This window comes from Ruegeria sp. CE8, assembly GCF_056537465.1.
The window spans coordinates 123034-136093 of record NZ_JBQFRP010000003.1; the positions used below are offsets into that span (position 1 = coordinate 123034).

The following is a 13060-nucleotide window of genomic DNA, read 5'->3' on the forward strand; positions in this document are numbered from 1 at the left end:
TGTTGGAATGTGTGTTGCTGAATCTCTAGGCGATTGGGCCCGCGCGCACAACAATCCTGTCAACGCATCCAAAGGCCTTTGCTGCGTATCTGATTGCGAATGACCTGCTCGCGCTGGGGCAGGTTTTCACGGTCGAACAGTGCCCGGATCTTGTGGCCCTTGCGCTGAATAACCAGCTTCTTGATCGGGTCATAGCCCTTGAGCACCTTCTTGATCCGGTTTGGTGCCACAACGGTTTCCAGCACCTCGACCGCGTGATCGCTTTCACGGGCGTAGAGCAGCGGAAACAGCCGGTAGTGACAACTGACGGAGCCATCCAGCAGGCCCGGGGGCAGGGCATCACGGCCGCCGCCAAAAGAATGGAGGACCAACGGCAGAGCGGCCTGATCCAACCACGGATCAAGGTTCTGGCCTGCCAGTTCCGGAATATCCCCATCCCGGATCGTGCGGGCATATTCCAGAAAACGCGCGCCGAACTTTCGCGGGCAGGAATAGAAGAAATACCCGGCGTTGAAGTACAGATAGCGCCGCCAGTAATCCAACGGTTGACTGGTATCCAGCGAGCTTTCGAAATCCAGTCCGAACCTCCGGTAGAGCGCGCTCCAGATGCCATCAAATCCGGGGCCGTAGAGAGTGGGCTTGGGCCAGGTGCCTTCAACCTGCAGTGAGGCGCCAGGGCGATCGAAATCAAAGGGCACACTGTTGAGGTCACCGGTGATCAGCGTGTCGCTGTCAAAAAAAACAAACGGTTCGCCCTCGGGCATGGCCAGAAGCGCTTCAATCTTGTTGCCATGCGGATAGCTGTTACCGAAAACCGTGTTGTCGAATGGCAATATCTCAGCATCCAACTGGCGCAGGGCCTTGAGAACGTCCTCATTTTGAATGCTGGGGTCCTGTGGCCAGCGCGGCCCGGGTTGGGGAACAGCAACAAGTAATCGACCGGCAAAATCGGGGCTGCTGTGCCGCAAAGACGCGGCGAATAACAGGGCCTCGTATTGAAGCCGATTGTTTTGCCCGATGATGACGATGTTAAATTTCTGGTCGTTGGCCTTCATCGGGTCACTTTCAGAATTTTCCTGCCGAATTCCGGCGCTGCTCGGTTTGTCCTCGACGTACAGTACGCAGCGCGGGTCGTCAAAACCAGATGTGAAGGATTTTCCAGACGGGAAATTTGAAAACGGTCGAGGCGATCCCATGTAATGCTTTGGGCGTGCAAAGGAGAGGGCTTATGAGGGTCAACGCGGATTTCACCAAGCGGGTCGCAGTTCATTTCGACCAGAGCGAATGGGTCGCGTCACCTGCCGCTGGTGTCGAGCGCAAAATGCTCGATCGTATTGGCGAAGAGGTGGCGCGGGCCACAACTATCGTTCGTTTCGCCCCGGGTAGCGCATTTGCCCCGCATACCCATGACGGGGGCGAAGAGTATCTGGTGCTGGATGGTGTTTTTCAGGACGAAACCGGTGACTTTCCTGTTGGCAGCTATGTTCGCAATCCTCCGACATCTTCCCACACGCCGTCGGCCAAAGAGGGCGCGACGATCTTGGTCAAGCTGCACCAGTTCGACCCCGAAGACCGGACCGAACTGCGCCGCTCGATCAATGGTGAAGGCACGGTTCGGCTTTTTAAGGACGAACATGAAGAGGTTCGTGTTCTTAATCTGGAACCGGGTGAGACACTGGATCTGGATGCAGCTCAGGGTCTGGAACTGTTCGTGATTGAGGGCGGGCTTCAGGAATCTGGTGAAGAATTTGCGACCTGGGATTGGCTGAGATTGCCGCCCGGAACGCAGTCCAACGCCGTCGCTGGGTCGTCAGGAGCGCGTATCTGGGTGAAATCCGGTCACTTGTCCGAAATGATTTGAACATCCATTTGCGTGAAAAACAGGCGAAACCAGCTGAAAACCGCGCCTCGATGCGCGGTTTTTTGATTTTTTGACCATTTGGCAAATTTTACCAATTGATAAAAAATCAGATTGTGGCAAGCTGAGGTCATAACGAACATATCTACAGGGAGTAGAGTGATGGCACAGGGCCAGATTGCCTCCGGCATTGTCTCCGGGCGGCTGTCCAGCGATGAGCTGACCTCGAATTTCACGGATCTGCATCCGCCTCTGGCCGCGCATGAGGCGGCTGTGGCAGCAGATCGGTGCTATTTTTGTTACGACGCGCCATGTGTGACGGCTTGTCCAACGGATATCGATATTCCGCTGTTCATGCGGCAGATACAGGCTGGCCAACCCGAAGCTGCGGGCGAGACCATTCTGGCGCAGAACATTCTGGGCGGCATGTGCGCCCGCGTTTGTCCCACTGAGACATTGTGCGAAGAGGCCTGTGTGCGCGAAACTGCAGAAGGGCAGCCGGTTGAGATCGGTCGTCTGCAGCGCTACGCGACAGACAGTGTCATGGTGGCCGGAGATCACCCGTTTGAGCGGGCTGCGCCCACGGGCAAAACGGTTGCCGTGATCGGGGCAGGGCCAGCAGGCCTGGCCTGTGCGCATCGGCTGGCGATGCTGGGTAATGACGTAGTAATCCACGAAAGTCGCCCCAAACCCGGCGGTCTGAACGAATACGGGATCGCTGCGTATAAATCGACCAACGACTTTGCCCAGGCCGAGGTCGACTGGTTGCTGAAAATCGGCGGGATCTCGATTGAAACGGGTTCTGTGCTGGGTGAAGGCGTCTCGCTGGACGGTCTGGTTGAGAATTACGATGCCGTCTTCCTGTCTATCGGCCTTGCCGGGGTGAACGCCTTGCGAGCGCAGGGTGCTGATCTGGACGGTGTCCGCCACGCGGTCGATTTCATCTCGGACGTTCGGCAAGCCTCGGACCTGTCGCATCTGCCGGTGGGCCGCAATGTCGTGGTGATCGGCGGCGGAATGACCGCAGTGGACGCTGCGGTAAAGTCGAAACTGCTGGGCGCTGAACATGTCACGATCGCCTACCGCCGTGGCCGGGATGCCATGGGGGCCAGCCGGTATGAGCAGGATCTCGCGTCCTCGCACGGCGTCAAGATCATGACCAACGTGCAGCCCGTGGCTGTTCATGGAAACGGGGCAGCGGCCGAGATCGAATTGGAGTATACTTCCAGTCAGGACGGTCAGCTTTCCGGCACCGGAGAGATGATCCGCGTGCCCGCTGATCAGGTGCTCAAGGCCATTGGGCAAAAGCTGGATGGCGCGCCTGAGGGGCTAAAGCTGGATGGCAACAAGATTGCTGTGAATGAGGCCGGGCGCACATCGATGGCCGGTGTTTGGGCGGGTGGCGACTGCGCGGCAGGTGGAGAAGACCTGACCGTGACAGCAGTGGCCGAAGGTCGTGACGCCGCGATGGATATCCACGCAAGTCTGACCGCGTGAAACACAAAAACATGGATGCTGAATCGCATCAGGGAGGCCGGATAAATGGCTGATTTGAAGACAAACTTTCTGGGAATAGAAAGCCCGAACCCCTACTGGCTGGCGTCCGCGCCGCCGACGGACAAGGAATACAATGTGCGCCGCGCATTCGAGGCTGGATGGGGCGGAGTTGTGTGGAAAACGCTGGGATCCGAAGGGCCGCCGGTCGTGAACGTGAATGGCCCGCGCTATGGGGCAATTTACGGGGCTGACCGTCGGTTGCTGGGGCTGAATAACATCGAACTCATCACCGACCGGCCGCTTGAGGTGAACCTCGAGGAGATGGCCCGGGTCAAGGCTGACTACCCGGACCGCGCGCTGATCGCCTCGATCATGGTGCCGTGCGAGGAAGAGGCTTGGAAAGCCATCCTGCCGCGCGTGGCCGAGACCGGCGCAGACGGGATTGAGCTGAATTTCGGTTGCCCTCACGGGATGAGCGAACGCGGAATGGGATCGGCCGTGGGGCAGGTGCCGGAATACATCGAAATGGTGACCCGCTGGTGCAAGCAATACTATGACCGTCCGGTCATCGTGAAGCTGACGCCAAACATTACCGATATCCGCAAGCCCGCCGAAGCTGCTAAAAATGGTGGTGCGGATGCTGTGTCACTGATCAACACGATCAACTCGATCACCAGCGTCAATTTGGACACGTTTAGCCCGGAACCGTCAATTGACGGCAAGGGCAGCCACGGTGGGTATTGTGGTCCGGCGGTGAAGCCGATCGCTCTATCCATGGTGTCCGAGATTTCGCGGGCGCAGGCCACGCATGGCCTGCCGATCTCGGGTATCGGTGGCGTGACCACATGGCGCGATGCGGCAGAGTTCATGGCATTGGGATGCGGCACCGTTCAGGTTTGCACCGCGGCCATGACCTATGGGTTCAAGATCATCGACGAACTGACGGCTGGCCTATCCAAATGGATGGATGAAAAAGGTTACAAAGACGTCTCTGAAATCGTTGGCCTGGCTGTTCCGAACGTCACCGACTGGCAGTATCTGAACCTGAACTACGTGGCCAAAGCCAAGATTGATCAGGATCAGTGCATCAAATGCGGCCGGTGCTACGCGGCCTGTGAGGACACCAGCCACCAGGCGATCTCGATGTCCGAAGACCGGGTGTTCGAGGTTATGGATGACGAATGCGTCGCCTGTAACCTATGCGTGGATGTCTGCCCGGTAGACGGGTGTATCTCGATGGTGCCAATGGAGGCCGGAGAGGTCGATCCGCGTACCGGACGGGAAGTTCAGCCGGAATACGCGAACTGGACAACCCATCCGAACAACCCGATGGCAAAAGCCGCCGAGTAGGTCGACTGCAAAAACAACAAAGGGCTGGCAAATGTTGGCCCTTTTTGGGGAGCCGAATTTCCGTTGACACATTTGTTCGTCCTTCGAAATGACAGCGGTATGTTTGCCCGGTAAAAGCCCCAATGGTCCGCTATTAATTATTATCTATAACCAAAGGGTGAGTTTCCGCCCGGCGGGAAAAACGTTCAAAAAGAATACCTTGCTTAGCTGAGTGCCAGCTAAGTCACCGGGGTAACGGCCAATACATCCCGTGTGTTTGGTGGAAAGAGAGAGACCTCGAAAAAGCCGGGCTTTCTCAAAGCCGCTCAAAAGCCAAAAGGCGGGTATTTTGAAGTATCAGACTTTTTGGGGAGCCATCGTTTTCGCTACCGTCGGTATCTTAGTAATCGTAATCGTCATCGTCTTTGTCTTTGTCTTTGCCGCTGCCTTTCCCTTTGCCCTTACCTTTGCCGCCGCCTTTCCCCTTGTCACTGCCCTTACCGCTGCCAGCACCTTTGCTTTTGTCGCTTCTTTTGCTGTCGCTGCTTTCGCCGAAACGCTTGTCGCCGCGCGTGTCCGTAGCACGGTTACCTTCGTCGAAGTTGTTTCTGCCAACCTGGGGGCTCGTGATTAGGCCTTCGAGACTACTGTTGTTCACTCTGTCGGTCCCATTATCTTTTTCGGAGGAAGCGCGTTCGAAACGGCCGGATCTTGTGCTGCTTGAAAAGCTATTTTTGCGGGGATCACATTCGTTGCGAGACCTCCATACGAAACTGCGCAATTCCCTTGATAGCTCGTCGTCGCCTGTAAGCGCGAAGGGGCGTGCAACCACGTATCGCCTCACTTCGCAGTTGCTGCCATGACGGAAAAAAGCTGAGCGACTTTGAGCAGTCTGAAATAGAAACGCAGCTACGCCAGAATATTGGCAGCGCCAAAGCCGCCGCAGGTCGCCTTATCGTCGCGCGCGGAAGTTACTTGCTATGGCCGTCGCACGTTACCCTTTGTCAGGGCGTCAGTAGTTTACGATAAAGCGTATCGATAAACGGTTCGGCCCCCTCGAACGGGTCTTCATGGCCCAGGATCGAACGGACCTGAACATCGAAATCCGCGTAGTGCTGCGTCAGTGCCCAGATCGAGAAAATCAGGTGATAGGGATGCAGCCGTGCTATTTTTCCGTCATCCATCCAACCCGTCAGAATCGCGGTCTTTTCATCGACCAGTGCCTTAAGGTCATTCGAAAGCGCCTCGTGAATGCGTGGTGCGCCCTGAACTAGCTCATTGGCGAACAGGCGGCTTTCGCGCGGTAACTCGCGGCTCATCTGCAGTTTTCGGCGGGTATAGGAGAGGATCTCTTCCATCGGGTCGCCGGATTCGTCGAGATCATGTAGCGGCGCCAGCCATGTTTCCAACAGGCCGGATAGCAGGGCGGTGTGGATCGCCTCTTTGGATGGGAAGTAATACAGCAAGTTCGGCTTGCTCAGCCCGGCCTCAGCGGCGATCTGGTCAACGGTTGCCCCGCGGAAGCCATGCGCGGAAAACACGTTCAGCGCAGCCTCGAGAATCGCGGCGCGGTTCTTTTTCTGAATTCGGGTCGGGGCGCGGTCTTTGGGCATGTTTCCTGGTCGTCTCTTTTTCCACCAAGCGGGCACCAAATATGCCGAATTTTCCGGCGGCACCATGCAATTTCTTGACTGATGTCGAACCCGTGATAGCGTGAGTTTGACCAGATGGTCAAATCAAGACACCAAAAGCGAGCTAAATCGCAAGCAACAGGGAAGAACAAGATGGCAGCTCCGGCGCAAAACCTCAGGATCAATGGCGACAGACTTTGGGACAGCCTGATGGAGATGGCCAAGATCGGCCCCGGTGTTGCGGGCGGCAACAACCGTCAGACCCTGACGGATGAGGATGCGGAAGGGCGCGCCTTGTTCCAGAGTTGGTGCGAGGATGCGGGTTGCACCATGGGGCTTGACCAGATGGGCAACATGTTTGCCCGCCGCGAAGGGACCGACCCGGACGCGCTGCCGGTTTATGTCGGCTCGCACCTGGATACCCAACCTACCGGTGGCAAGTATGACGGCGTGCTGGGCGTGTTGGGCGGTCTGGAGATTATCCGCACGCTGAATGATCTGGGAATCAAGACGAAACACCCGATTGTGGCGACCAACTGGACCAACGAGGAGGGCACGCGTTACGCCCCGGCAATGCTGTCCTCGGGCGTGTTTGCCGGGATGCACACGCAGGACTGGGCCTATGACCGCGAAGATGCCGAGGGCAAGAAGTTCGGCGATGAGCTGAACCGCATTGGATGGCGTGGAGATGAAGAGGTCGGTGCCCGCAAAATGCATGCGTTCTTCGAGTTGCATATCGAACAGGGGCCCATCCTTGAGGCCGAGGGCAAGGATATCGGCGTCGTCACGCACGGGCAGGGCCTGAGCTGGACCCAAGTCACCGTGACCGGCAAGGACGCGCATACCGGCTCGACCCCGATGCCGATGCGCAAAAACGCCGGGCTCGCGATGGCGCGTATTCTGGAAAAGGTGGACGAGATTGCGTGGTCTCATGCCCCTCACGCTGTGGGTGCGGCCGGGCATATCGATGTCTATCCCAATTCTCGTAACGTGATCCCCGGCAAGGCTGTGTTCACGGTCGATTTCCGCTCGCCGGAATTGGACGTCATCACCGATATGGAAAATCGCCTGCAAGTCGCGGCCAAGGATATTGTCGATGAGATGGGCCTGCAGATCGAATTCGAAAAAGTCGGCGGCTTTGACCCCGTGAAGTTCGACGAGGGCTGTGTCGCAGCAGTGCGCGATGCGGCCGAGCGGTTGGGATACTCGCATACCGATATCATCTCGGGCGCAGGGCACGACGCCTGCTGGATCAACCGGGTCGCGCCGACCGCGATGGTCATGTGCCCTTGCGTTGACGGTTTGAGCCACAATGAGGCAGAAGAGATCAGCAAGGAATGGGCCGCGGCAGGTGCGGACGTCTTGTTTCATGCCGTCGTCGAAACCGCAGAAATCGTTGAATAAAAGGGAATTGGCCTAACCGTCGTATTCTCAAGTTAAAACAACATGAGGCGCAAAGCGCCCGCAGGGAGAAAAACATGTCTACTGTGATCAAGAACGGAACCGTCGTTACTGCTGATCTGTCGTACAAAGCCGACGTCAAAGTCGAAGACGGTATAATCACCGAGATCGGAATGGGCCTGAAGGGTGACAAGGAACTGGACGCCACCGGTTGTTATGTGATGCCGGGCGGGATCGACCCGCATACGCATCTTGAGATGCCGTTCATGGGCACGTATTCCAGCGATGACTTCGAAAGCGGCACGCGTGCCGCGCTGGCTGGCGGCACGACAATGGTTGTCGATTTCGCCCTGCCAAATCCGGGTGAAAGCCTGTTGGATGCTCTGAAGCGCTGGGACAACAAATCAACCCGCGCAAATTGCGACTACTCGTTCCACATGGCCGTGACTTGGTGGGGGGAGCAGGTGTTCGATGATATCAAGACCGTGATCGAAACGCGGGGGATCAACACGTTCAAGCACTTCATGGCCTACAAGGGCGCGTTGATGGTGAACGACGATGAATTGTTCGCCTCGTTCAAACGTCTGGCGGAACTAGGCGGCATTGCGATGGTGCATGCCGAGAACGGTGATGTTGTGGCCGAACTCAGCGCCAAGCTGCTGGCCGAGGGCAACACCGGACCCGAGGCGCATGCTTATTCCCGACCGCCGCAAGTTGAGGGCGAGGCGACCAACCGCGCCATCATGATCGCGGATATGGCGGGTGTGCCGCTCTATGTGGTCCATACGTCTTGCGAAGAGGCGCATGAAGCGATCCGACGGGCCAAGATGCAGGGCAAGCGCGTTTGGGGCGAGCCTCTAATCCAACACCTGACATTGGATGAAAGCGAATACTTCCATCAGGACTGGGATCACGCAGCGCGCCGGGTCATGAGCCCTCCATTCCGAAACAAGCAGCATCAGGACAGCCTTTGGAACGGCCTGCACTCCGGCACTCTCAGCGTTGTGGCTACGGACCACTGTGCGTTCACCACCGAGCAAAAGCGGTACGGAGTCGGCGACTTTACCAAGATCCCGAACGGTACCGGAGGGTTGGAGGACCGGATGCCGATGCTCTGGACACATGGGGTGAACACCGGGCGCCTGACGATGAACGAGTTTGTGGCGGTTACATCGACAAACATCGCCAAGATCATGAATTGCTATCCGAAAAAGGGCGCGATCCTTGTCGGAGCCGACGCGGATATCGTCGTTTGGGACCCCGAGAAAACCAAGACGATCAGTGCGGATTCTCAGCAATCCTCGATCGATTACAACGTGTTCGAAGGCAAAGAGGTGAAGGGCCTGCCACGCTTTACACTGACCCGCGGTCATGTGGCTGTGCATGACGGGGAAATTCGCACACAAGAAGGGCATGGCGATTTCGTGGCGCGCGAACCCAACGGTCACGTGAACAAAGCGTTGAGCACCTGGAAAGAGCTGACAGCGCCGAGGCCGGTTGAACGGACGGGCATCCCGGCTACCGGAGTATGATGGGTGCGGGCCGCAAAACTGCGGCCCAAAATCAAATCTTTTCAAGGCTATGGAATGAATACTGAAAGCACTACCCAGCCCGTGATTGAGGCAAGGCAGCTTGATCTGACCTTCCAAACCAATGACGGACCAATCCACGCGCTGAAAGATGTGAACCTGACCGTCGGAAAGGGCGAATTCGTCAGTTTCATCGGTCCCTCTGGCTGCGGCAAAACCACCTTTCTACGCTGTATCGCTGCGCTTGAAACACCGACCGGAGGAACCCTGACGGTCAATGGTATGACCCCGGATGAGGCGCGGCGGAACCGTGCTTACGGGTACGTGTTTCAGGCTGCGGGTCTGTATCCATGGCGCACCATCGCCAAGAACATCAAGCTACCGCTTGAGATCATGGGGTATTCGGCTGCTGAGCAAGATGAGCGTGTGAGAAACGTTTTAGAACTCGTTGATCTTGAAGGGTTTGGTGGGAAATTCCCATGGCAACTGTCCGGCGGAATGCAGCAACGCGCCAGTATTGCCAGAGCGCTGGCTTTCGATGCGGATATCCTGTTGATGGATGAACCGTTTGGAGCGCTGGACGAAATTGTTCGCGATCACCTGAACGAACAACTTCTGGCACTTTGGGCAAGGACGGAAAAGACCATCGGTTTCGTCACGCACTCGATCCCCGAGGCCGTGTATCTCAGCACCAAGATCGTGGTAATGAGCCCGCGACCGGGACGGATAACGGATGTGATCGACAGCCCGCTGCCAAAAGAGCGGCCGTTGGATATTCGAGACACGCCCGAGTTCATAGAGGTCGCTCATCGCGTGCGCGAGGGCCTGCGGGCAGGGCATGCGGATGAATAGTACAGGGATCAAAACTATCGGGGCGGTCCTGACTGTGGTTGGCGTCATTATCCTGTTCTGGTACGCCGCTAGCGTACCAATGAACATCAAGGGCGTTCTGACCGAATTTGAACGGGCAGGAGAGCAGGTTGATCCTCCTAAGGCGGTTGATCGGCGCGATATGAGCGAGTTTGAACTGGTAATCGACAACCCCTACGCCATTGATGAGACTTGGGAGCAAGACCGACCACGCTTGCCTGCTCCGCATCAGGTGGCTGAAGAGTTGTGGGAGACAACAGTCGAGAAGAAAATCACCTCGAAACGGTCCCTGATCTATCATGGCTGGGTCACGCTTAGCGCGACGATGCTGGGCTTTGCGATCGGCACCGGTCTGGGGATTTTGCTAGCGGTGGGGATCGTGCATAGCCGGGTTATGGACTTGTCAGTCATGCCGTGGGCCATCGTCAGCCAGACGATTCCTATCATCGCTTTGGCGCCGATGATCATCGTGGTGCTGTATTCGATCGGCATTCAGGGGATCATCCCCAAAGCAATCATCTCGGCCTATCTGAGCTTCTTCCCCGTCGTGGTCGGTATGGTGAAGGGGCTGCGCAGCCCCGACGCAATGCAACTGGACCTGCTGCGCACCTACAACGCAAGCCGGTCTCAGGGCTTTTGGAAACTGCGTTTGCCGGCCTCGATGCCATATCTGTTTACTTCATTGAAGATCGGTATTGCAGCATCGTTAGTGGGGGCAATCGTGGGTGAGTTGCCGACGGGTGCCGTCGCCGGACTAGGTGCACGCTTGCTGGCAGGCAGCTATTACGGCCAGACGGTTCAAATCTGGTCCGCTTTGTTTGCGGCAGCCATTCTGGCGGCCTGTCTGGTCGGGTTGCTTGGCGTACTAGAACGCTCGGTGCTAAAGCGGATGGGGATGTCGCAATGATCCTTGTTCTCTTTGCAATCTTCCTGTGGCTATTTGGGTGGTGGGTGAACAGCCGTCTCGCCAGCGGACCGCAGGCTGACAGTCGCGCGGTACGGTTTTTGGCCCCGATGATCTTTGGCCTGACCATCATCGCTATGTGGGAACTGGTGGTCCGAGGTCTTGAAGTACCCTTGGTCATCCTGCCTGCGCCATCCGTCATCGCGGTACGCTTCGCCGATAGCCTGCCGATCCTTTGGGCAGACTTCTTTCAGACCATCATCAAAGGGGCGCTCAGCGGCTATATTATTGGCTGCAGCGCCGCCTTCCTGATGGCGATCGCCGTGGATCGGTGGGATTTCCTGCGGCTTGGGCTTCTGCCAGTTGGCAACTTTGTGGCAGCTTTGCCCATCGTCGGTACGGCGCCCATTCTGGTGATGTGGTTCGGGTTTGACTGGCACTCCAAAGCTGCCGTGGTCGTGGTGATGGTCTTCTTCCCGATGCTGGTGAACACCGTCGCTGGTTTGCGAGAGGCCACGGCCATGCAGCGCGACCTTATGGAGACCTACGCGGCAACTTACTGGCAGAGTTTCCTGAAGCTGCGCTTGCCAGCCGCGATGCCCTTTATCTTCAACGGCTTAAAGATTTCTACTACTCTGGCGCTGATCGGCGCTATCGTGGCAGAGTTCTTTGGCTCGCCAACGCTTGGCATGGGCTTCCGGATTTCGACCAGCGTCGGGCAGTTGTCGCTTGATATGGTCTGGGCCGAGATCGTGGTGGCGGCATTGGCCGGGACAGCATTTTATGGGCTGGTCGCAATGATCGAAAAGGCGGTGACATTCTGGCACCCGTCGCAACGCGGATAACAACAATAATTCAACAGACCCCGAAAATGGGGCACCAACAGAAACTAGGAGATATGAAGATGAATAAGCTACTCAGCGGGGCGATAGCCGCCTTTAGCCTGGCCGCCAGTTCGGCTTTCGCTGCGGATGAGGTGACATTGCAATTGAAGTGGGTCACGCAGGCGCAGTTCGCAGGTTACTACGTCGCTAAGGACAAGGGGTTCTATGAGGAAGAGGGGCTGGACGTCACAATTCTGCCCGGTGGCCCGGACATTGCGCCAACGCAAGTTATTGCCGGGGGTGGTGCCGATGTAACCGTTGAATGGATGCCCGCCGCTCTGGCCGCGCGGGAAAAAGGTCTGCCGTTGGTGAACATTGCGCAGCCGTTCAAAAGCTCGGGCATGATGCTGACCTGCTGGAAAGACGCCGGTATTGCCGCGCCCGAAGACCTTAAAAACCGCACGCTGGGCGTTTGGTTCTTCGGCAACGAATTCCCGTTCATGAGCTGGATGAGCCAGTTGGGTATCGACACCGGTGGCAAAAGCGAAAGCGGTGTTGAGGTGCTAAAGCAAGGTTTCAACGTCGACCCGCTGCTGCAACGTCAGGCTGACTGCATCAGCACGATGACCTACAATGAGTACTGGCAGGTCATCGACTCCGGCGTCAGTCCCGATGAGCTGGTGACTTTCAAATACGAAGATCAAGGTGTCGCGACGCTGGAAGACGGTCTGTATGTTCTGGAAGAAAACCTGAGCGACGCGGCTTTCGTCGACAAGATGGAACGGTTCGTTCGGGCATCCATGAAAGGCTGGAAATACGCCGAAGAGAACCCGGAAGAAGCGGCTGACATCGTGCTCGAGAATGACGCGACAGGTGCACAGACCGAAGAGCATCAAAAGCGCATGATGGGTGAGATTGCCAAGCTGACTGCCGGTTCAAATGGCGCGCTCGACCCAGCGGATTTCGAGCGAACAGTGGCAACGTTGCTGGCCGGTGGTTCTGATCCAGTGATCACCAAACAACCGGATGGCGCTTGGACGCATCAGATCACGGATGCCGCTCTGAACTGATCTCTGTCGCACTGAGAATTTGGCGCGGTCCCAATTGGGGCCGCGTTTCCTGTTTCTAGTGTCGGAATTGTGTCTGTACTTGAGTAGGAAAAAGCGTAGAATTCTATGAATAACAGCGCATTTCGTACGAAATGGCAGATTGATTGG

At 57.0% G+C, this 13060-nt stretch carries 12 protein-coding genes; 10 read left to right on the forward strand and 2 right to left on the reverse strand.

Features of this window, described 5'->3' with window-relative positions; translation table 11 throughout:
- Positions 1-59 precede the first annotated feature (59 nt).
- A complete protein-coding gene (locus ACR0AA_RS06290; protein WP_480661325.1) occupies positions 60-1055 on the reverse strand; it encodes a hypothetical protein in 996 nt (331 codons plus the stop codon).
- Between the two features lie 173 nt (positions 1056-1228).
- Here ACR0AA_RS06290 and ACR0AA_RS06295 point away from each other — a divergent pair, with 173 nt between their 5' ends.
- The 4 genes from ACR0AA_RS06295 (at position 1229) to ACR0AA_RS06310 (ending at position 5318) form a co-directional block, all read left to right on the forward strand.
- Positions 1229-1861, forward strand: coding sequence for a cupin domain-containing protein (locus ACR0AA_RS06295; protein WP_480661326.1), 633 nt, complete (start codon positions 1229-1231; stop codon positions 1859-1861).
- A 159-nt stretch (positions 1862-2020) separates the two neighbouring features.
- Complete coding sequence (locus tag ACR0AA_RS06300) at positions 2021-3355, forward strand: NAD(P)-dependent oxidoreductase (RefSeq protein WP_480661327.1); 1335 nt, start codon at positions 2021-2023, stop codon at positions 3353-3355.
- Between the two features lie 45 nt (positions 3356-3400).
- The gene (gene preA / locus ACR0AA_RS06305) at positions 3401-4705 is read left to right on the forward strand and encodes an NAD-dependent dihydropyrimidine dehydrogenase subunit PreA (protein ID WP_480661328.1); all 1305 of its coding nucleotides are present in this window, start codon (positions 3401-3403) and stop codon (positions 4703-4705) included.
- A gap of 328 nt (positions 4706-5033) precedes the next feature.
- The gene (locus tag ACR0AA_RS06310) at positions 5034-5318 is read left to right on the forward strand and encodes a hypothetical protein (protein WP_480755680.1); all 285 of its coding nucleotides are present in this window, start codon (positions 5034-5036) and stop codon (positions 5316-5318) included.
- Positions 5319-5688: 370 nt separating this feature from the next.
- Here the strand turns inward: ACR0AA_RS06310 and ACR0AA_RS06315 are convergent, their stop codons facing one another.
- Positions 5689-6297, reverse strand: a complete 609-nt coding sequence (locus ACR0AA_RS06315) for a TetR family transcriptional regulator C-terminal domain-containing protein (RefSeq protein ID WP_480661330.1) — start codon at positions 6295-6297, stop codon at positions 5689-5691.
- A gap of 171 nt (positions 6298-6468) precedes the next feature.
- Between ACR0AA_RS06315 and ACR0AA_RS06320 the strand changes: the two genes are divergently transcribed.
- The 6 genes from ACR0AA_RS06320 (at position 6469) to ACR0AA_RS06345 (ending at position 12913) form a co-directional block, all read left to right on the forward strand.
- Entirely contained in the window at positions 6469-7719 is a 1251-nt protein-coding gene (locus ACR0AA_RS06320; RefSeq protein ID WP_480661331.1) for a Zn-dependent hydrolase, read from the forward strand.
- A 74-nt stretch (positions 7720-7793) separates the two neighbouring features.
- Positions 7794-9248 (forward strand): dihydropyrimidinase, encoded by a 1455-nt coding sequence (hydA, locus tag ACR0AA_RS06325; protein WP_480755681.1) that lies wholly within the window; start codon positions 7794-7796, stop codon positions 9246-9248.
- A 54-nt stretch (positions 9249-9302) separates the two neighbouring features.
- Positions 9303-10097, forward strand: coding sequence for an ABC transporter ATP-binding protein (locus ACR0AA_RS06330; RefSeq protein WP_480755682.1), 795 nt, complete (start codon positions 9303-9305; stop codon positions 10095-10097).
- A 7-nt stretch (positions 10098-10104) separates the two neighbouring features.
- Entirely contained in the window at positions 10105-11022 is a 918-nt protein-coding gene (locus tag ACR0AA_RS06335; protein WP_480755835.1) for an ABC transporter permease, read from the forward strand.
- Positions 11019-11864, forward strand: coding sequence for an ABC transporter permease (locus ACR0AA_RS06340; RefSeq protein WP_480661334.1), 846 nt, complete (start codon positions 11019-11021; stop codon positions 11862-11864). Before ACR0AA_RS06335 ends, ACR0AA_RS06340 begins: the two co-directional genes overlap by 4 nt.
- 59 nt (positions 11865-11923) lie before the next feature.
- Positions 11924-12913 (forward strand): ABC transporter substrate-binding protein, encoded by a 990-nt coding sequence (locus ACR0AA_RS06345; protein ID WP_239337797.1) that lies wholly within the window; start codon positions 11924-11926, stop codon positions 12911-12913.
- Positions 12914-13060: the final 147 nt, after the last annotated feature.

Coding starts and splice junctions, on each gene's coding strand:
- hydA (WP_480755681.1), top strand. CDS start 7,794: ATGTCTACTGTGATCAAGAACGGAACCGTCGTTACTGCTGATCTGTCG.
- ACR0AA_RS06340 (WP_480661334.1), top strand. CDS start 11,019: ATGATCCTTGTTCTCTTTGCAATCTTCCTGTGGCTATTTGGGTGGTGG.
- ACR0AA_RS06315 (WP_480661330.1), bottom strand. CDS start 6,297: ATGCCCAAAGACCGCGCCCCGACCCGAATTCAGAAAAAGAACCGCGCC.
- ACR0AA_RS06320 (WP_480661331.1), top strand. CDS start 6,469: ATGGCAGCTCCGGCGCAAAACCTCAGGATCAATGGCGACAGACTTTGG.
- ACR0AA_RS06295 (WP_480661326.1), top strand. CDS start 1,229: ATGAGGGTCAACGCGGATTTCACCAAGCGGGTCGCAGTTCATTTCGAC.
- ACR0AA_RS06345 (WP_239337797.1), top strand. CDS start 11,924: ATGAATAAGCTACTCAGCGGGGCGATAGCCGCCTTTAGCCTGGCCGCC.
- ACR0AA_RS06330 (WP_480755682.1), top strand. CDS start 9,303: ATGAATACTGAAAGCACTACCCAGCCCGTGATTGAGGCAAGGCAGCTT.
- ACR0AA_RS06290 (WP_480661325.1), bottom strand. CDS start 1,055: ATGAAGGCCAACGACCAGAAATTTAACATCGTCATCATCGGGCAAAAC.
- ACR0AA_RS06300 (WP_480661327.1), top strand. CDS start 2,021: ATGGCACAGGGCCAGATTGCCTCCGGCATTGTCTCCGGGCGGCTGTCC.
- preA (WP_480661328.1), top strand. CDS start 3,401: ATGGCTGATTTGAAGACAAACTTTCTGGGAATAGAAAGCCCGAACCCC.